The 19,968-nt window shown below is 62.8% G+C and carries 15 protein-coding genes; 7 read left to right on the top strand and 8 right to left on the bottom strand.

Translation table 11 applies throughout. The features are described 5' to 3' along the window. Positions 1-54 precede the first annotated feature (54 nt). A complete protein-coding gene (locus tag DES49_RS13520; RefSeq protein ID WP_133736964.1) occupies positions 55-999 on the top strand; it encodes an alpha/beta fold hydrolase in 945 nt (314 codons plus the stop codon). On the opposite strand, the gene recD is transcribed toward DES49_RS13520, so the two are convergent. From recD to recC, 3 genes are read right to left on the bottom strand one after another with little or no spacing between them, the layout of a single operon-like run. Beyond that, complete coding sequence (gene recD, locus DES49_RS13515; protein WP_133736963.1) at positions 1,000-2,781, bottom strand: exodeoxyribonuclease V subunit alpha; 1,782 nt, start codon at positions 2,779-2,781, stop codon at positions 1,000-1,002. It abuts the gene before it with no gap. Continuing rightward, positions 2,778-6,248, bottom strand: a complete 3,471-nt coding sequence (gene recB, locus DES49_RS13510) for an exodeoxyribonuclease V subunit beta (RefSeq protein ID WP_133736962.1) — start codon at positions 6,246-6,248, stop codon at positions 2,778-2,780. The genes recD and recB overlap by 4 nt, the downstream gene beginning before the upstream one ends. Continuing rightward, complete coding sequence (gene recC, locus DES49_RS13505) at positions 6,241-9,477, bottom strand: exodeoxyribonuclease V subunit gamma (protein WP_133736961.1); 3,237 nt, start codon at positions 9,475-9,477, stop codon at positions 6,241-6,243. The genes recB and recC overlap by 8 nt, the downstream gene beginning before the upstream one ends. 195 nt (positions 9,478-9,672) lie before the next feature. Between recC and DES49_RS13500 the strand changes: the two genes are divergently transcribed. Next, positions 9,673-10,722, top strand: coding sequence for a diguanylate cyclase domain-containing protein (locus DES49_RS13500; RefSeq protein WP_133736960.1), 1,050 nt, complete (start codon positions 9,673-9,675; stop codon positions 10,720-10,722). Here DES49_RS13500 and DES49_RS13495 read toward each other — a convergent pair. Next, a complete protein-coding gene (locus tag DES49_RS13495) occupies positions 10,717-11,448 on the bottom strand; it encodes a Crp/Fnr family transcriptional regulator (protein WP_133736959.1) in 732 nt (243 codons plus the stop codon). The two genes, DES49_RS13500 and DES49_RS13495, sit on opposite strands and share 6 nt — an antisense overlap. Before the next feature lie 241 nt (positions 11,449-11,689). Here DES49_RS13495 and DES49_RS13490 point away from each other — a divergent pair, with 241 nt between their 5' ends. Beyond that, a complete protein-coding gene (locus DES49_RS13490) occupies positions 11,690-13,762 on the top strand; it encodes a putative bifunctional diguanylate cyclase/phosphodiesterase (RefSeq protein WP_243865053.1) in 2,073 nt (690 codons plus the stop codon). 71 nt (positions 13,763-13,833) lie between these two features. On the opposite strand, the gene DES49_RS13485 is transcribed toward DES49_RS13490, so the two are convergent. Together DES49_RS13485 and DES49_RS13480 are read right to left on the bottom strand one after the other, a co-directional pair. Continuing rightward, positions 13,834-14,904, bottom strand: coding sequence for an aminopeptidase (locus tag DES49_RS13485; protein WP_133736958.1), 1,071 nt, complete (start codon positions 14,902-14,904; stop codon positions 13,834-13,836). A 1-nt stretch (position 14,905) separates the two neighbouring features. Further along, entirely contained in the window at positions 14,906-15,790 is an 885-nt protein-coding gene (locus tag DES49_RS13480; protein WP_133736957.1) for an ATP adenylyltransferase family protein, read from the bottom strand. 170 nt (positions 15,791-15,960) lie between these two features. Between DES49_RS13480 and DES49_RS13475 the strand changes: the two genes are divergently transcribed. The 4 genes from DES49_RS13475 to DES49_RS13460 all read left to right on the top strand — a co-directional run bounded on the left by DES49_RS13475 (position 15,961) and on the right by DES49_RS13460 (position 18,476). Continuing rightward, positions 15,961-16,800, top strand: coding sequence for a glucosaminidase domain-containing protein (locus tag DES49_RS13475; protein ID WP_133736956.1), 840 nt, complete (start codon positions 15,961-15,963; stop codon positions 16,798-16,800). Positions 16,801-16,824: 24 nt separating this feature from the next. Continuing rightward, the gene (gene cysZ, locus DES49_RS13470) at positions 16,825-17,568 is read left to right on the top strand and encodes a sulfate transporter CysZ (RefSeq protein ID WP_133736955.1); all 744 of its coding nucleotides are present in this window, start codon (positions 16,825-16,827) and stop codon (positions 17,566-17,568) included. A 13-nt stretch (positions 17,569-17,581) separates the two neighbouring features. Further along, positions 17,582-17,899 (top strand): antibiotic biosynthesis monooxygenase family protein, encoded by a 318-nt coding sequence (locus DES49_RS13465; protein ID WP_133736954.1) that lies wholly within the window; start codon positions 17,582-17,584, stop codon positions 17,897-17,899. 76 nt (positions 17,900-17,975) lie between these two features. Then, entirely contained in the window at positions 17,976-18,476 is a 501-nt protein-coding gene (locus DES49_RS13460; protein WP_243865052.1) for an NlpC/P60 family protein, read from the top strand. Between the two features lie 55 nt (positions 18,477-18,531). Here DES49_RS13460 and DES49_RS13455 read toward each other — a convergent pair whose 3' ends face one another. Next, entirely contained in the window at positions 18,532-19,446 is a 915-nt protein-coding gene (locus tag DES49_RS13455; protein WP_133736952.1) for an OmpA family protein, read from the bottom strand. Further along, positions 19,443-19,847 carry a DUF4398 domain-containing protein gene (locus tag DES49_RS13450; protein WP_166646091.1) on the bottom strand — a complete coding sequence of 135 codons (405 nt, stop codon included), beginning with the start codon at positions 19,845-19,847 and terminating at the stop codon, positions 19,443-19,445. The genes DES49_RS13455 and DES49_RS13450 overlap by 4 nt, the downstream gene beginning before the upstream one ends. Positions 19,848-19,968 lie beyond the last annotated feature (121 nt).

The raw sequence follows: 19,968 nt of genomic DNA, 5'->3' as shown, positions 1-19,968 counted from the left end.
GAAAATAATGGTCAGGGCGCTGGATATTGAACCGGAACGCAAGGAGGCCCGAGCATGGAATACACAAGTGATGCAGCCATGGCGGACGCGGCTGAACCGACGACGGAAAACTGCGGCGATTACACGCTGACTCGTTACGGGGTCCTAACCGGTGATAATGAAAGGCTTACCCTTCATCGCGTGGGAACACCGCCTTTTAATGCCGATCGGCCGGTTGTGGTGCTGGTGCATGGTACCTACAGCAACCGGCGTTTCTGGATATCCCGTTCCGGGAAGGGGCTTGCCGCCTATCTTTACGACCGGGGCTACGACGTCTGGATTCCCGAAACACGCGGGCATGGTTATTCCATGGAAGGGCGGCGCTACAGCGAATGGACCATCAGGGATGTTGTCAGCCAGGACCTGCCATCGGTTGCGGGCTTTATCCAGGGACGCGTTCTGAATCAGCGCCAGCGGTGGGTTGGCCATTCCTATGGCGGCGTCTATATTGTGGCCGCCCTCTCAGGCGGTTGGCTGAGCCAGGATAATGTATCCGCCATCGCGCTGTTCGGGAGCCAGTTTCAGCAAGGGCAACGCTACCTGAGGTTTGCGCCGGTAACCTGGCTGCTCCGCTCCACCATCTCCGGTCTTGGGCGTTTCCCGGCCCGGTTGCTCGGCATGGGTGGGGAGGACGAGCCGCCGGGCATCATGAACGAGGCCATCCACTGGAAGAAAACCGGCAAGTGGCAGTCCCTGCAGGGTGACGATTACGGCCAGGGGCTTGATGACATCCGGGTACCGGTTTTTGCTGCGGCGGGGAGCGCGGACGGCCTTGATCCTCCGGAAGGCTGTCGGGCCTTCTTCGACAGCATCCAGGCGCCCTCCAAGACCTTTTGTGAGCTTGGCAGGAACGCCGGGTTCCGAAAGGACTACCAGCACGTGGACATGCTGATCGGGGCCGATGCCGCAGAAGAGGTATGGCCGGAGTTGGAGAAGTGGCTGTCCTCCGAGTCTCCTTAGTCAGTTTCGCGCCGCAAAGAGTCGCTCCGCCAACCCCGAATGCCGCTCCACCGGATTGCGCACGCCCGCCTTCCAGACGTCGGCGCGTCCGCAGATCATGGCCTGTGACCGGGCGCGGGTCAGCCCTGTATAGAGCAGTTCGCGGCTGACGACGTTGTGACTCTGTTCCGGCAGGATCAGGGCTACCCGCTCGAATTCCGAGCCCTGGGTCTTGTGGATGGTCATGGCGTAGACGGTCTCGACAGGTGGCAGACGGCCGGGTGCCAGGGGGCGGTAGCCGTCGGCGTCCGGGAACCAGGCCAGGAGCTGGTTGTCGCTGTCCTCGTCCGGCCAGATCAGGCCGATGTCGCCGTTGAACAGGCCCAGGCCATAGTGGTTCTCGGTGACCATGATGGGCTGGCCCCGGTAGAAGGGGCGTCCTTCCGGGTTGAGGCGTTTCAGGATCCGTTCGTTCAGCGCCACCGAGCCCAGGGGGCCGACCCGGGTGGGGCAGAGCAGGCGGAATTCCGCCAGGGCCGCGAAGGCGGCGTCCCGGTTGTCGGCTGCCGCGATGGGGGCGTACCACTGGGAGACCCAGTGTTCGATCTGCGCGGGCACCTGCTCCGGCTCGATCCAGGCCAGTCCGTCCTCCTCGGTTTTCAGTGTTTCCAGGCTGCCTTCCGCGTCACCGTCCATCACCTGCCGGGCCAGCTTGCCGATGCCGCCAGTGTCGCTGAAACGGCGGCTGCGGTAGAGGTAGCTCAGGTAGTCGGCGGACTGGGTGCTCCCGGTTTCCACGGACAGGCCCAGTTGCGCGAGCTGCTGTTGCCGTTGTGTTGAATAGCCCGGATGGGGGCGCAGGGCGAGGTCCGCGAGGACGGAGCCGGCGGCTACCGAGGGGAGCTGGTCCGGGTCGCCCAGGAGGATGATCCGGGCATGGTCCGGCAGGGCCCGGAACAGGCGGGTCATCATGGGCAGGTCGATCATGGAGACCTCGTCCACCAGCAGCACGTCCAGGGCCAGGGGGTTGTCCCGGTTGTGGCGGAAATGCACCTGGTGGGGGATGACACCGAGCAGGCGGTGCAGGGTGGTGGCCTCGTCCGGGATCAGCGCCAGTGTTTCCGGGGCAACGGCATTCGCCAGGGCCTGGCGGGCCTCGCGCACGGATTCGCCCAGGCGCTGGGCGGCCTTGCCGGTGGGGGCGGCCATGCGGACGCGAAGCGGGCTTTCGTTCCCCGTGGCTTCGGTTTCCGCCAGCAGGGCGAGCAGTCGGGTGACGGTGAAGGTCTTGCCCGTGCCAGGGCCGCCGGCGATCACGCTCAGTTTCTGGAAGAGGGCGTTGGCGGCGGCGGCGGCCTGCCAGTCGGTTTCCGTGCCGTCCTGCATGCTGGGAAAGAGGCGGCTAAGGCTGTTTTTTGCGGTGTCTGCGTCCTCAATCGGCACGGGCTCCAGACGGCTACGGATAGAGTCGGCCAGTTCGGTTTCAAAGCGCCAGTAGCGGCGCAGGTAGAGGCGTTGCTGGTCCAGTACCAGGGGCGCCGCGTCCCCGGGGCCGATGGGGAGCTGGTCCAGTTTGTTCAGCCAGTCATCCAGCTCCGGAAAGCGGTAGCCGGGATCCTCGTCCGTCGCCCAGGCGGTGGCACTGGCCCAGCAGGCCAGGTTCAGGCAGCTGTGGCCTTCGCGCAGGGCCTCGCTGACCGCCAGGATGCTGTACCAGAGCCAGTCGTCGCGGCAGTCCAGCCAGTCGCAGAGGTGGTCGGCCAGGAAACGGTCGATGGCAGCGGTGTCGGGGGCCGTTGTCATGGGGTCACCTCCTCGCCGGTAAAGAAGGCGTCCAGCGCCTCAATGGCCTCGATGTCCGCCTCGCAGTGGTAGACGCCGCCCGGGGCGTCCGGTGCCATGCCCCGTAGGTAGAGGTATTCCACGCCGCCCAGGTGCTGCTTCGGGTCGTAGTCGGGCAGCCGGGTGCGCAGGTAGCGGTGCAGGGCCAGGCTGTAGAGCAGGTACTGGAGGTCGTAGTAGCTGCGGCGGATGCTGTCCGTGAGCTGGGGTTCCCGGTAGTCGCTTAAGCGATCCCCCAGGAAGCTGGACTTGTAGTCCACCACGTAGAAGCGGCCCTGCCATTGGTAGATGAGGTCCACGAAGCCGTGGAGCATGCCTTTCAGCGTTGGCGGCTCGGCCAGGATCACGTCCGCGTCGTTACGATGCCGGGCCAGGATGCGCGCAAGCCGGCCCCGGGCCTGCTGGCTGTTCATGGGGAAGTAGAAGGCGGTCTCGCGCAGCGTGTTCTGGCTGGTCAGGTCCGCCAGCCGGGCGCCGCTGGCCAGGGGTGTCTGCAGGATCTCGCGCAGCCATTTGGCCAGCGCCTCCTGTTTCTCCTCGAACGGATCGAGCAGCATGGGGTAGCGTTCCGCCGCGCGGCGGATCAGCCCGTCGTAATCCGGATTGGGGAAGTCCAGCCATTCCAACAGGTCGTGGAGAAGGTTCCCCGCTTCCGCGCCCCGGGGCAGTGTGAAGCGTAGAGAGCCCTGTTCCCGGGTATCGGCCGGGGTTTCCGGTTCGTCCTGGTCCCGGTCCGGGGTCGAGAGGCCGCCGTGGCGCGCGTTGCGGGTCAGTGCCGAGAAGGAGCTGAGCCACCAGTCCCGTTCGATGCGGCCCTGGAAGACGGCGGGTTCGGGCTGGGTTTCCGGGGTGTCCTCCGGGATCTCGGGGGCGGTTACCGGTGTTTCGTTCAGGTCGATGAGGCCGCAGGTACCTTCGGTGGCATGGGTTTCCAGGGTGGCCTGCAGGGCATCGAATCGCTCCGTGGCGAAGCAGCGCGCCAGCGGCGAAAACTGGAACTGCTTGAAGTCGGCCGCCAGCAGGTAGATGCGGCGTTCGGCCCGGGTTGCGCCCACGTAGAGCAGGCGTATTTCCTCGGCGATCTGCTCCTCCGCAAACCAGGTCAGTTCCTGCTTGCCGGGGTTCAGGACCTGTTGGGCCGAATAGTCGTCGCGGTCGTGGTAGCGCACCAGCAGCGCCTTATCGTGCTTCGGCTGCTTGCCGTAGCTGACGAAGGGCAGGAAGACCACCGGGTATTCCAGGCCCTTGGCGCCGTGCAGGGTGACGATCTGGATCAGGTTGGCGTCGTTCTCCAGCCGCAGCTGCTGGGTCTCCCCGGCGCCGGCGGTGTTTGCCTCTTCCATGGACTGTTGGAACCAATGAAGCAGCGCGCGCGGTTGGCGGTGCTTCTGGCTGGCTTCCTGGAGCAGTTCCAGCAGGTGGATGCTGTTGGTCAGGAGCCGCTCGTGGCGTTGCGGCTCGGGATGGGCATGGCGCTGGAGCAGGCGCAGGGCCATGGTCATGAAGCCCTGGTTGAGCCAGCGCTGGCGCAGGTCGTGGACTTCCTCCAGGGCACGGGCCCAGGCGTGTTCGTCCTGCTGCAGGTGGTGGAGCGCCGCTGTGTCGTAGCCGAACCAGGGCGTGGCCAGGGCGGCGATCAGGGCGCGGTCGTCCTCCAGGTCCAGTATGCCGTTCAGGGCCCTGTAGAGGCTGTCCGCCTCCGGGCTGTCCATGACGTTGTCCCGGGCGCTCAGGTAGACGGCATTGAGGGTCTGTTCCCGCAGCGCGTCCTGCATGACGGCGGCCTCGTTGCGGTCGCGCACGAGGATGGCGATGTCGCCGGGGCGCACGGGGCGTTCCGAGGGTTCGTCCGCTTCCCCATCCGCCAGCCGGGCTTCCGCCAGGAGGCGGCGGATTTCCCGGGCGCTCCAGTCGGCCAGATGATTCTGGCCGTCCTTGTTGTAGCCCTGGACCTTGCCCTTGTCGTTGGGCTCGCCGGGCAGCAGCCCCCACTGGAAGCCGGCCCTGTCGGCGGGATCGGTCAGGCCGGGGAGGTCTTTCTTGCCCGTATTCACCGGCGTGTAGTGGATGCCGAAGCCGAATACCTCGCTGCCTTCAGGAGCATCGAGAGGTTGCCCGAAGAAGAGGCGGTTGTAGCCCTGGATGACGTCGTGGCAGGAGCGGAAGTTGGTGTCCATGACCCAGTAGTGCTGGGCGTCGGACCGGGCCTTGAGGTAGGCGAACACATCCCCGCCCCGGAAGCCGTAGATGGCCTGCTTGGGGTCGCCGATCAGGCACAGGAAGGCGTCGTCGGCGTCCGGGCGCTGGTAGATGGCGCGGAGTATGGCGTACTGGTCCGGGTCCGTGTCCTGGAACTCGTCCACCAGGGCGGCGGGGAACTGGGCGCCGAGCTTTCTCGCGAGCGCCGGGCCGCCCTCGTGGTCCTGGAGGCGCTGGCGCAGGAGGCGGATCAGGTCGTTGAAGTCGAGCTGGTCCAGGCGGTCCTTGCTCTGGTTGAGGTGGTCCCGGGCGTAGTGGATGCCCTTCCAGGCCCACCAGGCGCGGCAGCTCTGGTCGAAGTCGGCCAGGGTCTCAGTCAGGGCTGCCAGTGCCGGCATTGCCTCGGTTTTCTTGGCGGTACTGAAGGCACCCTTGGTGAAGTCGCCACCAAAGACATCCGGCACTTCGCCCGGCCAGGGCTCGCGGCTCCAGGCATCCAGTTCTTCCATAATGTCCGCCCATGCCTGTTGGGTTTCGGGCGTAGTCCGTTTCTTGACGTTGAGCTGGAAAAAGGCGTCCGCCTCGTCCTCCCAGGCATCCCGGAACGCCTGCCAGGCGGGCTTGGGATCTGTTATCGCCGGTTCGGGCACCTCATCACTGCTGTTGATGATCCGCCCCCAGGCGGCGCCGAAGGCCTCCGGCGTCGCGTAATAACGATGGAGCCGGCGGAAGTCCGGCCCGCGCGCCTCGATCCGATACCAGTCCTCCAGCGCCTCCATCATCAGCTCGCTGGTGTCGGACTCCAGCTCCGCCTGGAAGCTGATGCCGCTGGCGAAGGCCTGCTGGGTGAGGGCGCGCTTGCAGAAGCTGTGGATGGTGTAGATGGCCGCGTCGTCCAGGCAGAGCAGGGCGCGTTGCAGCAGTATCCGGGCCTTATGGGCGGGCATGGTCTCCCGAAGCCGGGCGAAGAAGTCATCGTCCAGCTTGTCCCACTCATCGTGGACGCGCTGGATCTCCCGGCCCAGACGCCCCTTGAGCTCGGCGGTGGCGGCGCGGGTGAAGGTCATCACCAGGATCTGCTCCACCGGCAGCTCCTTCTCCAGCAGCAGGCGCAGGTAGAGGCGGGTGATGTTGAAGGTCTTGCCGGTGCCGGCGCTGGCCTCGATCAGGTGGCGGCCCGCCAGCGGCAGTTCGGCGGCGTTCAGTGGCTGGGCATGGAGCTCACTCATGGGCGGCCTCCAGGCTCAGGTCCTTGGTTTCCATGGTTTCGAAAATCGGGCCGTAGAGGGGCGCGACCATCTCATAGAGCGGGTCGTGCTCGGGGCCTTCCGGCCAGAACCAGGCCATATAGGGGTCCAGGCCCACGCCGCGCTGGTTGTAGTCGTCGTGCCAGAGGGCGCCGAACTTGCCCTCATGGTATTTCTCATCCGCCATGGCAACGCCCAGGTCCGCGTGGCAGGGCAGGGGCTCGCAGAGGCTGCGGCGCCAGAGATCCAGCCACTGGCGGAGGTGGTCCGTGGCGGTGTCGGTGTCCATGGCTGGCAGGGTTACCCGGGTGAGCTGGTGGACCTGCTTGGCGCGGTAGAGGCCGCGTGTGGTTGTTTCCTTCACGCTGTTGGCCAGCAGGTGGTTGAGCCAGAGGCGCAGGTAATCCTTGGCCTTGAGGCTGGCAAGGCGCCAGATCAGGGCGGTTCCGTCCGGGGTTCTGGGCAGTTCGCCCTCAAGGGTAATGCCGTCGAGTTCGACCGACAGCGGTTCGGGGGTCAGTGACTGGGCCTTCTCGTCCCTCAAGTGATGGGCAAAGCGTTCGGCCTGTTCCTGCCAGTCGTCCAGTTCCTCGTCCACCAGCGGATGATCCGGGGCGTCGCCGGAGAGGTGGAAGCGTTGCCGTGCCCGTTCAATGGTATCCGTATCGCCCGTCAGGACGCTGTCGATCACCGAGTGCTGGAGCTTGTATCGGTCCAGATGGTTGGTCTGGAAGGGCTCGGAGTCCTCCAGGCTGGGTTGTCCGGACTGGTCCAGGTAGAGCTTGAGCCGGTTCCGGGCGAAGTGGAGAGCCGGGTTTTCCAGGGCGCGGACCATCGCTTCGATGGACAGCGACTCGGGCCATTCGGGGGCTTCCAGGGCCACGCAGTTGTGGCGTGGTTCCCGAGGTTCACCCAGCCTCAGCCAGTGTTCGTCAAAGCCCGGATACTCGCCGGTGTAGTTGGCTTCGCTGAAGGGTTGTAGGGGGAGTTCGCGGATATGCTCGCGGCTCCAGTCGGAACGGCCCTCCAGGTAGTTCAGCAACTCGCTCAGCACCAGCGAGGGCTGGCGTTCGGTGTTGGTGCGCACGTCCCGGCCCTGGTAGCTCAGGTAGAGCCGGTCCCGGGCCGAGAGCAGGGCTTCCAGGAAGAGGTAGCGGTCGTCGCCCCGGCGGGACCGGTCCCCGGGCCTGGGGCCGTCCTCGGCCATGAGATCAAAGCCCAGGGGCGGTCGCTGGCGGGGGAAGTCGCCGTCGTTCAGGCCCAGAACCGCGATGACCCGGAAGGGGATGGAGCGCATGGGGATCATGGAGCAGACCGTGATCTGGCCCGTCAGGAACTGGCGCCCTGTGCGCATGGGGCTGGCCAGGCTGTTCTCGATCACGTGGCGCACCACGGGCAGCGTCACCTCGCCCGTGAAGCCGGCCCGGGCGGAGTGTTCGCTGAACTCGCGGATGCAGCTCCGCAGGTCGTCGTGGGCCGGCTCGAATTCGCTGTCGGCGGCGAACAGGGCCTGGCGCAGGCGCTGGTGAAGGAAGGCCTGCCAGTCGCCGACGGTGCGCGGCTGGCGAAGATCCCGGGCCAGGGCGCGGAGTTCGTGAATGAAGGCCATCAGCTTGCCGAGGATCACGGCATCGCCACCTTCCACCTGGGGCAGCAGCAGGCGATTGCCGACAATGGCTTCCTCGTCGCCCCAGGCAAAGCCCAGCAGCAGTCGCTCCAGCCCCTGGTCCCAGGTGTAGTGGTCGTTATCGTGGCCGCCGGTCCATTCGGCCTTCTGCCCGGCATCCAGGCCCCAGTGGACGGAGGCGGCCTCCAGCCAGTGGGCGATCTGTTCAATGTCGTCGCCGCTGAGATCCAGCCGTGCCCGTATGGCCGGCACCTGGAGCCAGCCCATGACCTGGTTCACCTGGAAGCGGGCATCCGGCAGGGAGAGCAGGTCCAGGAAGGCCGCCACCGTGGGGTCGGCGTCGCGCAGGGCGCGGTCGGCGATGGAGCTGGGCAGCGGCGGGACCGTCTCCGGCAGGTCGTCGAAGCGCCTGGCGAAGACCGCCTCCACGAAGGGGGCGTAGTCCTCCACGTTCGGACACATCACCAGCACGTCCCTGGGCTTCAGGCTGGGGTCGTTGTTGAACTGGTGCAGCAGCCAGTCGTGCAGGCCCTGCACCTCGCGCAGCGCACTGTGGGCGCGCACCACCTCAATGGAGCCGTCCGCTTCGCCTGAAGGCTGCCCGCGGCTGTCCGCCAGCTCCAGTATGTCCGCCTGGAGCCGGTGAAGGAGGCTGTCGGATTCCGCCATGGGGTGGGCGAAGCCGGGGGTTTCCCGGTCCGCCCGCTCCATCAGCTGGTTCATGAAGGTCTGGCCCTGCTGGCCCAGGCTGGCGATAAGCGGGTTGCCCACGTCCAGCGCCAGGTCCTGCTCCTCCTCCTGGTGCGATATCCACTGCGCCCGCTGGCGGGCGGCCTGTTTCTCGCTGACCAGGTCGCCCCAGTACTCGTCGCTGGGGTTGAGGCAGAAGATGTGGAAATCCACGCCGCCGCGTTCCGCCAGCCCCTTGATGAAATCCAGCCACAGCGGCGCCAGGCTGTTGATGCCGAAGATGAAGAGCCGTTCGGGCAGGGGGGCTTCCGGTCGGGCAATCCGCGACTCCGCATCGCGCAGCAGGCGCACCGGGTGGTCCGGCTCGTCCTCCACCAGTAGCCGCCAGAGCTGCGCCTGCCAGTGGTCCTCGCCGCCCTGGTCCCAGCGCTCGATCCAGTCCGGGCGGTACATCAGGTACTGCTCAAAGAGGTCGGCGAGCTGTTCCGCCAGCTCGAAACGGCGCAGCGACTGCTGGCGCTTTGACTGGTGCTGCCAGTAGCGGTTGGGTTCGGCAAAGGCGTCGTCGTTGAGGACCCGCTCAGTGGCCAGCAGTTCGTAGAGCCGCCAGGTCATCACCTCGCGGGCGTAGGGGGACTGCTCCGGCACCCGTTCGCCGCCCAGGATGGCCCGGATCAGGGCCCACATCTGCGCCACGGGCAGGGGGTATTCCAGGTTCATGGCCACGCGGCGCTCGGGGTGTTCCGCCAGCGCCATGCTCAGCCAGTGCTCCATGCCGGGGTGCTGGACCATGATGGTGTCCGGCGCCAGCGGGTTGGCCACGGGCACCGCCAGCAGGGTGGCCAGCGGGTTCACCAGGTCTTCCATCCGGTTGCTGAGCAGGGTGTGGATCATCAGGTCCGTCCGTTTTCGCAAAGCGTTACTGTGCCACAGGGTAGCGGAAAACCGCAGTATCCAGCATCTGTGTGTGGTAGCGAACGGACGACAATGCTCCAAGTGCCTAGAATCAAGCTATAGGGACGGCTTGTCATTGGACTCTATGCCGCCACCACAGACGCTGGTTCAAGTTTTGGTAGGGAGATTCTGAACATGAAGGACTATGGGCGCTTTGCTCCGCTGTCAGACGATGGTGGCATGCCTTTCCGGATACTTGAGCCGCCCCGGCCAACGACCGAAGATCTTCTGTATGAAGAGCGCGAACGCGCCAGGGTGACCCTGGATTCGATCGGTGATGCGGTCATCAGCACCGACGCCTCGGGGCGTGTGACCTATATGAACCAGGTTGCCGAAAACATGACCGGATGGCCGTTTTCCGAGGCGAAAGGCAAGCGCTTTACGTCGATTTTCCAGGTTCTTGACGCAAGCACCCGTAAGACGGCGAACAACCCTGCGGAGCGCGCCATACGCGATAACTGTACCGTGGCGCTTGCTTCCAATTCCGTTCTTGTGCGCCGTGGTGGTGATGAAGTGGCTATTGAGGACTCGGCGGCACCCATTCATAACCGGTATGGGCGGGTTACGGGCGCGGTTATTGTTTTCCATGATGAAAAATTCTCACAGGCCGTGACCGACCGGATGGCCTATCTTGCGACCCATGACGCATTGACCGGCCTGCCCAACCGCACGGCGCTCACTGAGCGGTTCTTCCATGCCGTGGCACTGGCCAGGCGCCATCACCGACAGGTGGCGTTATTGTTCGTGGATCTGGACAACTTCAAGGAGGTCAATGACACCCTGGGCCACGAAGCCGGAGACCAGTTGCTGATCAATCTGTCACAGGTGCTTTTGAGCTGTGTGCGTAAGACGGACACGGTCTGCCGCTATGGTGGTGATGAGTTTGTTGTGATGCTCAGTGATATCGAGCAGTTGAACCACCCCGAGCGCATGGCCGAGAAACTGCGTAAGGCAGTGTCGGCGCCGGGCCTGCTTGAGGGCTTTGCGCCGACACTGAGGTTGAGCATTGGCATCAGCGTTTACCCGGAGGACGGGATCGGGCTTGAAACGCTGCTTGAGAAGGCGGATGCGGCGATGTACCGCCGCAAGGAAACTTACCGGCCGGCGGAGCCGGAACCAGAGGCGGCTCCATCCCGTATTGTTGCACGCACGCGCTCCATGTACCCGTCGATGCGACGGCTATAGGGGCTCGGGATAGGACTGAAGCCGGTCGGTCTCGCGTTTGACCTCCGCGTAGCATTCACAGCTGAGTCTCTCGAGCATTTCCCGGTCAAGTACGGCTATGTGGCCGCGCGAGTACTCAATGACCCCTTTTTTCTGGAGCTTGCCGGCGGCCTCGGTGACGCCTTCGCGCCTGACGCCGAGCATGTTGGCGATCAGCTCCTGGGTCATGGACAGCTGGTTGGTGGGCAGGCGGTCCAGGGACAGCAGTAGCCACCGGCACAGTTGCTGCTCGATGGTGTGGTGACGGTTGCACACCGCAGTCTGTGACATCTGCGTGATCAGTGCCTGGGTATAGCGCAGCATGATCATGCGCATGCCCGGATGCTGGTTGAATTCGTCCTTGAGTTCCCGTGCGGGTAGACGGTATGCCCACCCGGCACTTTGCGTGACGGCCCGGCTGGGGGTGCTTTCGCCGCCCATGAAAACGGCAATACCCACCACCCCTTCAAAACCAACCACGGCAATTTCCGCCGAGCCTCCGTCAGACATCACATAGAGCAGGGAGATGATGTTGTCGACGGGAAAATACACATAGTCCAGTTCCTCACCCGCTTCATAGATCACGTCTCCCAGTTGCATGTAAACCTGCCTGAGGTGGGGAAAGATACGGTCCTGAGCCTCGGGGGTCAGTTGGTACAACAGGCGATTAATGGTGGGTGTCACGGTTTGCGACGTACGCGGCAGCATAATCATTCCCTTATTTATGCAGTGACTGATCTCAGGTCTTGGAGCTCCGTCCTACCGCAATCTTCAAAGCACGGAAAATTCATTCACTCTCTTACCAGATAATACTCCTCCATATAAACATATCTACCTGCCATGGGAAGAGTTTTTTTCTTTATGTGGGAAAACGAACATACAGTGGTGATGATCGGGGTCATCGTTGAGAGCAGGATATGAAGTAATAGTGGAAAATGGAGCCATAGCATTGTCAATTACTCTTAGTGGCGCTGAGCCCGGCAACCGCACCGTCACGACAGATCTGCTGCTTATTGAAACCGATGATGACAATGCCCGGGTCATCAGGGAGGCGCTGAGCCGGGACAGGGATTGCTGTTTTGAAATAACACGCGTGCGCCGGCTTAACGAAGCGTTGGCCCGTCTGGCCGAGAGTGATACGGAAGTGATTCTGGTCGGCCCTGACCTGCCGGATAGCGAGAGCTTGGGGGAGTCGATCCGCCAGGTGCGCGATGCGAGCCAGGAAGCCCTGATCCTGCCCCTCTCCGGGGATGCTGAATGGCTGCCTCATACGCTGCGTTATGTAATCCAGCGCAAGTCCGTTGAAGCCGGGCTGCGGGCGACGGAGCAGGCGCTGTTTGAGGAAAAGGAATGGGCAAGGGTCACGCTGAGCTCCATCGGCGACGCCGTGATTGTCACCGACCCCGATGGTTGCGTTACCTACCTGAACCCCATGGCGGAGACCATGACCGGTTGGGCTTGTGAAGAGGCGGTTGGGGAACCCCTCGGGGAGGTGTTTCACATTATATCCGGGCAAACGCGCGAGCTCGCCACTAACCCTGCACTCTACGCGATTGAGCAGGACCGGACCGTGGGGCTGGACGCCAACTGTATTCTGGTACGCCGTGACGGCGAGGAAAACGGCATTGAGGATTCGGCCGCGCCGGTTCATAACCGGAATGGTGAGGTCTCCGGGGCTGTTATCGTGTTTCGCGATATCAGCCAATCCCAGGAAATGACTCGCAAAATGGCCTATCTGGCCCATCACGATTCACTGACCGGACTGTGCAATCGCGCCCTTCTGGACGAACGCCTGAAACAGGCCATTCGTCTTGCCCAGCGCCACCAGAAGCAGACCGCGCTGCTGTTTGTTGACCTGGATGGGTTCAAGCGGATCAATGACACACTGGGGCACGCTGTTGGCGACCACGTGCTGCAGGCGGTTGCCGAGGTGCTGTCGGACTGTGTCCGCACCACGGATACGGTCTGTCGCCATGGCGGCGACGAGTTCGTCATACTGCTGACTGAAATCGAACGGCCCGAGGATGCGATCCAGGTTGCCGATAAAATCCTTGCCAGTTTTGCCACCCCGTTAATCGTCGAGGGACATCCGCTGCGCCTCAATCTGAGTCTGGGTATCAGCGTCTACCCGGAGGATGGGGACAGTACCGATGCCATTTTCGAGCGGGCCGACGCCGCCATGTATCACGCCAAGATCAGCCAGCACCCCAATTACGGGTTTGCCCAGAGAGACCGTGACAGCTGGCCTACGACGCGGGACTGCATTGACCGCCGGTTGGCGCGGGCGTTTGAAATGGGCGAGTTTGTCCTGCACTACCAGCCCCAGATTGATATGGTCACCGGGCGGATCGGTGGGGTTGAGGTCCTGGTCCGTTGGCTCGATTCGGAAAGGGGACTGGTCTATCCGTCGCAGTTCATGCCGGTGGCCGAGCGTACGGGTCTGATTATCGCCATCGGTCGCTGGATTATCCAGGAGGCCTGTCGCCAGGTTGCTGTCTGGCGGCGTGAAGGGCATGACTCACTGCCTGTTGCCATCAACGTGTCCGCCATGGAGTTTCATCATCCGCACTTTGTTCCCTTCGTTCGCGAAGTCCTTCATGAAACCGGCATTGATCCCTCCGACCTGGAGCTTGAGTTCACGGAAAGCGTCCTGATGCATGAACCGGAGCTGTCGATGACACACCTTCAGCAACTCAGGGACATCGGGGTGCGTCTGGCCATGGACGATTTTGGGTCCGGGGAGTCGAGCCTGCGGTACCTGAACCGGTTTCCGATCGATACCCTGAAGATTGATAAGTGTCTGATGGAAGGCGTGACGGCGGATCCGGCCACCTCGGTTGTGCTGCGGTCTCTGGTTGCCATGGGCAAGGACCTCAAACGCCGCCTGGTGGCCGAGGGCGTTGAAACCGCGCACCAGCTGGGTTTCGTCCAGACGCAGCTGTTTGATGTGGCCCAGGGATTCCGGTTCGGTTATCCACAGACATCGGAGGATTTCTCGCGGCTCCTCGAAAAGGAGCATTGAAGCCCTGAGCAAGGCTTCAATCACGGCAGCAGGGTGTGCCATGCTGGAATCGATCAACGACCGCTAGCGGGTCACGGCTCGCCGGTGAATGCCTCCGCCCGCTGCGAAAGTATTGGGTCGCGTTCCTCTTTCGGCCGCTCAGCCAGTTGCCTGACCTCGTCATAGAATGCCTTGAAGTCATAGCCGTTGGTTTTCAGCATCTGGCGGAAAGCGGGAATGTGCTGGTTGTACTGGCGGAACAGCGCCAGGTTGGCGTTGTTCAATCCCCTGGGGTCCTCGCCGAGAGGGCCCGGTTGGTCCCAGTTGCTGGACAGGGCCCTGTAGTCGGCGACCAACTGCTTGAACAGCATTTCCTTGCGTTCGCGCAGCGTCTCCTTCGGGAGTTCGTTGATTCGGTTGTAGAGGCGCTCAAGCTGGCTGGTCGTGGCCTCCACCAGGGCCAGGGTCCGTCTCTGGTGCCTGAGGCGGGCAAGGGCGCGCTCGAAAGCATCGTCATCCCCCGTCTCCCGGGCCCAAAGGCGTAATCCTTCCAGTTCAACCGCGGTGGCAAAGCCTTCATTGAAGGCCGTGTCCCCATCCACGTAGAGCACGCGATGGGCAAGTTCATGGAATATCAGCGCCACCATGCGACTTTCCTCGAGCGTGGTGAAGCCGCTGTGGAGCGGGTCGTCAAACCACCCCAGGGTGGAGTAGGCGGTGACGCCGCCGATAAAGGTGTCGTAACCCTCGGCTCTGAGTTCCCGGGCCTTGGAGCGTGCCATGCCGATGTCGAAATAGCCCCGATAGGTCTGGCATCCCACAAACAGGTAGCACCACTGGCGGGCCTCCAGTGAGAACTCCGGGGCGGAAATCAGGTTGACCAGGACCCAGGGGCGGTCGAGTTCCACATACTCGGTGTAGCTGTCGCCCACGGGTAGATCGAGTTTGTCCCGCGCGAAACGGCGGGCCTGGTTCGCAATCGAAAGCTGCTGCCGGAGATCCGGGTCCGTATCCGGGTCCTCAAGGAGTTCTGCGACGTCCTCACCGCTCATCATCAGCGAAAGATGGCCGCCCACGGCCTGCCTGTAGTAGCTCAGGGTTTCGCAACCGGCCAGGGGGACTGCAAGCAGCAACAGAATCAGGCAGCGTCCCAGTTGACTCATCCTAACCCGCCACTTCCGTCAGCAGGCGCATCGGCCCAAAGGTCTCAAGCGTCTTGAATTCGGCCTCATCCCGAACCATCAACGCCCCCGCGAATGCCAGTCCATTGGCACCAAGCCCCTCCCAGGTCTCCCGGGAACGCGGCACGAGCCACATCCATTCCCGTGTCGCCAGCAGGTTATAGGGAATGGGTTGATACCGGCCTTCGAGCCTGAACCCCAATGCGGACCACAGGGCATGGTAGCGGGCCAGAAGCTGCGCGGCGCCCTGTTCCGGCGCGGTCAGGCACGACTCGGGCATGGGCGTAATGGCGTGGGGGAACGGCAGGGACGGGCTGCTGGTAACCCTGTTCACGGCGCCCGTGTCTGGAGGGAAGCATGGGGCCAGGGGCAAACCGGTCCAACCCGGTGCCAGGGGCAGGGGAACCAATTGCAGGTGCTTGTGGGGCTGGCTTGCGCCAGCATCGGTGCCGCCGTTGTAGAACGCCAGCCCATCGACTGCCGCCAGCCCGCAGAGCAGCGCATGAAAGTCCGATTCATCCAGCAGTTCCGTCTGCTCGGCATAGTCACGCCTCACCATAAGCAGGTGATTCTCAAGCACACAGAATTTATTGAGCAGACCCACGTGCGTCGCTGATACATCTCCCACATACAGCTCGGACTCATAAGGGGGCAGGAAGGGGTCCTTTTTGGGGGTGGCGTCCGGTTTGGGTGATGCTTCTTTCTTTTTGTCGAGGTTCTGGGCCATGCGTACTATAAAGGGAATCCCCTGGTCTTCCAGGGTATGCACAGAGGTTTCCAGTGGTACCAACGCGCCGCTGGCGGCAGCCTTACCGGATTGTTCGCGAACGCGGGGCCAGAGGGTGTCTGCTGTCAGTATCCTGCTCAAGTGTCGCCTCCCCTGTTGTCTGCAAAGGTGACAGTTTGCCAGAGGACGGGCATGTCGGGGAGAGAGGACATTCAGTGCCAAACCGGTTAGGACGACCGGGCGTAAACGGGGCTGGGCCCTAAAAGCGACTATAGTGGGTAGAAAGTTCCATCGTTGTATCGGGAGTGTTCATGTTGAATTACAGATGGTGCCAATGTCTTTCGGGCGCCTTTATCCTCAGTTTCATCGTTGTTGTTTCCGCCTGTGATACTGGCCCGGAGGAAGGCCAGGAGACAGCGAAGCAGGAAGCTGACCAAGTGTCGATTCCGCCCAAGCTTGATTCGGGCGTCGAAGCCGACCCAATGCCGGCTTTTCACGAAATATCCGCGGGCCCGAAGCGCAAGGAGGCTTTCTTCGATTACCTCGCCCCCATTGTGCGGGATATCAACAGGGAAGTGGAGAAACGCCGCGAAGCCCTGTTTGCGCTGGAGGAGCAGCTTGAGAACGGGAAGTCGCTGCACCAGGAAGCCCAGGACTGGCTTGGCCGGATGACGGACCGCTACCGTGTGGATGCGGATGAACCGGCGCAACGGGTGGCGGCCCTCAAGCGCCGCATCGACATCGTCCCCGTATCCCTCGCCCTGGCCCAGGGCGCCCTGGAGTCCGCCTGGGGCACGTCGCGTTTCGCTCGCCAGGGCAATAATATTTTCGGCAAATGGTGCTTTACCGAGGGCTGTGGCATTGTGCCCGCCCAGCGTCGCGCCAATGCCACCCATGAAGTGACGGATTATGAGGATGTGGCTGACGCCGTGCGCGACTACATGCACCACCTCAACAGCCATCCGGTGTACGAGCCGCTCAGGGAGCGCAGGGCACAGGCGCGGAAGGAAGGTCGTTCACCCGAGGGGGCTGATCTTGCGGCAGGGCTTGAGAAGTATTCGGCCAAGGGTGAAGGCTATATCAAGCTCATCCGCCGGGTAATCAGTGCCAACAATCTGGCTGATCGTGATGCCACGGAAAAGGATGCCTGAACCGGAATCGGAATCGGAAACAGCATGTTAAAAGGTAATCTCTTCCACGGTGTGGGGTATCTCGGCGAAGGCTTTCGTTTGATCCGTCAACCGGGGCTGCGCCTGTTTGTGGTCCTGCCGCTGGTGATCAATGTCGTACTGTTCGGGGTGCTCTTCTGGCTGTTGGGGGAAGGGTTCTCCATGATGATTGATGCTGCCATGAGCTGGCTGCCGGACTGGGCCTGGCTCCAGCCCCTGGAATGGGTCTTCTGGCTGCTCTACGGCGTGGTGATTCTGCTGTTGCTGGCCTACGGGTTCGTCATGCTTGCCAACCTCATCGGCTCGCCCTTTTACGGGTATCTGTCCGAGCTGGCGGAGAAAGAGGTGAGGGGCCAGAGGCCGGTTCTGGATGAAAGCTGGAGCCAGATTCTCTGGGAAATCCCGAGGGCCTTCCTGCGCGAAACCCAGAAAATCCTGTACTACCTGCCGCGGGCACTGGTGCTTCTGGTGCTCGGCCTGATCCCCGTGGTCAACCTGGTAGCCGCCGCGCTCTGGTTCCTGTTCAACAGCTGGATGATGACGTTGCAGTACGTGGACTTCCCCGCGGACAATCACCGAATGTCCTTCCATGGGTTGCGACGGAAGATTGCAGAACGGCGCCTCACGGCGATCGGCTTCGGCGTTCCCGTGGCTGTGCTGGCCATGGTGCCATTGGTGAACCTGGTGCTGGTTCCCGCTGCGGTTTGCGCAGGGACGGTCTACTGGGTTCGGGAGAACGATAGGGTCTAACCAGGAGCTCACCATGAAATACCTTTTCGAGGTGCATATCCGGGACGGGCACACCGCCGAGGAATACGCCGAGGCCTGGGTCCGTGCCAGCGAGATCATCCAGCAGGCGCCCGGTGCGCGGGGGACGGCGTTGCATCGTAAGGTGGATGACCCGAACGTGCTGATCGCCATTGCAGAATGGGACAGCAAAGCCCACCGGGATGCTATGGAAGAGACGCCCGATCCGAAAGTGGCGGAAATCATCCGCGGCGCCTCTCACCTCTGTGATATCCGCCCGATCGGCGAGTTCGAGGAGCCTGAGTGGGTTGTGAACCCGCACGGGCGCGATTGAATCGTAACTTGCCGTGGGCCCTGAGCTTACTAAGATAATGGTAACCGGGAGACATTACCCTGAGGAGCTTGGACCGGTGATAGCCAGACATCTATTCTGTTGTTTCATGCTGATCGGCCTGGTGGGCTGCGCGAGCACCGGCGGGTCCCTGCAGGAGCCCGTCTCGGTGACCACGCGCGAGGACGCGGTTAACCTGAGTAACAGCGGGGCGGTTCGGAACGTGCTGCTGGAGCAGTATTCAGAATGGCAGGGCACGCCGCACCGGATGGGCGGGACGACCCGCAGCGGTATCGACTGCTCCGGGCTGGTGCACCGGGTTTTCCGGTCGCATCTCGGCCATGAGCTTCCGCGAACCACCAAGCAGCAGGTAAGGGTGGGTGAACCCGTAGGCAGGGATCAATTGCGGCCGGGCGATCTCGTCTTTTTCAAGACCGGTTACAAAACCCGTCATGTGGGAATCTATACGGGTGAGTCCCAATTCCTGCACGCATCATCCAGTCAGGGTGTATCCATGTCGGACCTGGATAATCGTTATTGGGAAGCCAATTACTGGCAGTCGCGGCGGGTCGGGCAGTGAGCCAGAGCCTCACCTGCAAATGCTGTGAGGCTCTGGGTTGGCCGTTCATGTGTTCCTAACGTGAACTACCGGCAGCGGGCGCGGATTGGGTGTTGCCGATGATAATCTCCACCCGGCGGTTCTGCTGCCGACCGGTGGACGTACTGTTATCAGCGACCGGGCGATCCATGCCGATCCCCTCGGCAGACAGCCGTTCTGCGGCAATCCCTTTTTCGCTCAGGTAATTGCGGACTGCTTCAGCACGTTGCTGCGAAAGCCTCTGATTGAGTTCTCCTCCGCCCACATTGTCAGTATGCCCCTCCACGAGGACCTTGCGCTCCGGGTGTTCATTGAGAAAGGTCACAAGCTTATCCAGGTTGGCGTTTGCGCCGCTCTGAAGATCAGCACTGCCGGTAGCGAAAAGCACGTCACCGAGTGTCAGAACCAGTCCCCGATCAGTGACTTCGGCTTTCAGGTCTTCCATCTCCTGCTGCATTTCCTCGGCCATACGCTGGGCTTCAGCAGCAGAAGCGGCAGCTGACGCTGTCTCCGACTCTCGGGCAGCCTCCGCCTCCTGGCGTGCGGTTCTGGTCTCCTCGCGGGCCCGCTCTACTTCGCTGGTGCGTGCTGCCAACCGCGCCTCATCACGCTCCTGGCTGAGGCGCTCACGTTGGGCTTCCGCGTGCAGTGCGGTGGCCCGAGCCTTGGCAATCTCCACCTTCCTTTCGGCCATATAGACCCGGTGTTCGCCCAGATCGGATTGCTCCGCCGGGAGCGGTTGTTCGGCGAGCTCCACTGCCTGTTCGGCGGCTCTCAGTTCAACCCGGGTGCGATTGGCAAGATTCGGGTCGTTTTTCAGGGCGTTCAGTTTATTCCGTACCTCGGCAGCACCTTCCGGGCTCTCAGGGGTGGCGGCACAGCCGCCCAGGGCGAGAGACACGGCGATAGCGACTGCGAGGAGCAGGCCTCTGTTGTTGATTGAATGGCTCATTGCTGTTCTCCTGTACGCCGCATTTCCTCGGTCAGGGCTTCGGCACCCTCCTTCATTTCACGGTTGATCGCGACGGCCTTGGACGCTTCGCTCTTGGCGGCCGCGAGCTCCGCTGAAACCTGTGCCTGATAGGCATGACGTTCCGCAAGCTCCATGTTTTCTTCACTGACGGACTCTTCAGCCTTCATCAACTGTTGGCGAGCTTCGTCGAGCTCCGATCCGGCGTATTGGCGCGCCCCCGACTGTTCAGCCGTTACGATGGCCTCGCGCGCTGCGAGCAGGGCGTCATTGGGTGGCACTGGAGGTGGGGAGGCGCAGGCGCCAAGCAGCAATAACATCAGGAACAGCGTGGTATAAAGGCGCACCTGTCCGTTCACTTTGTCCCGGGATAGCTGTTTCATTGTGGATCTCCTTTTGGGCGCGACTCGTGGCACGATCCATACGCACCACTTCGCACTTTGAGCATGCATGAACCCCTGCAATGCATCGGTTCGGTAGCGCACCTAAGATCGAAAAGGTTTT

The sequence above is a fragment of the Halospina denitrificans genome, assembly GCF_004364635.1.
Lineage (GTDB): Bacteria > Pseudomonadota > Gammaproteobacteria > Pseudomonadales > Oleiphilaceae > Halospina > Halospina denitrificans.
Note: the sequence above shows the minus strand (reverse complement) of the source record. Positions and strands in the feature narration are given on the sequence as shown.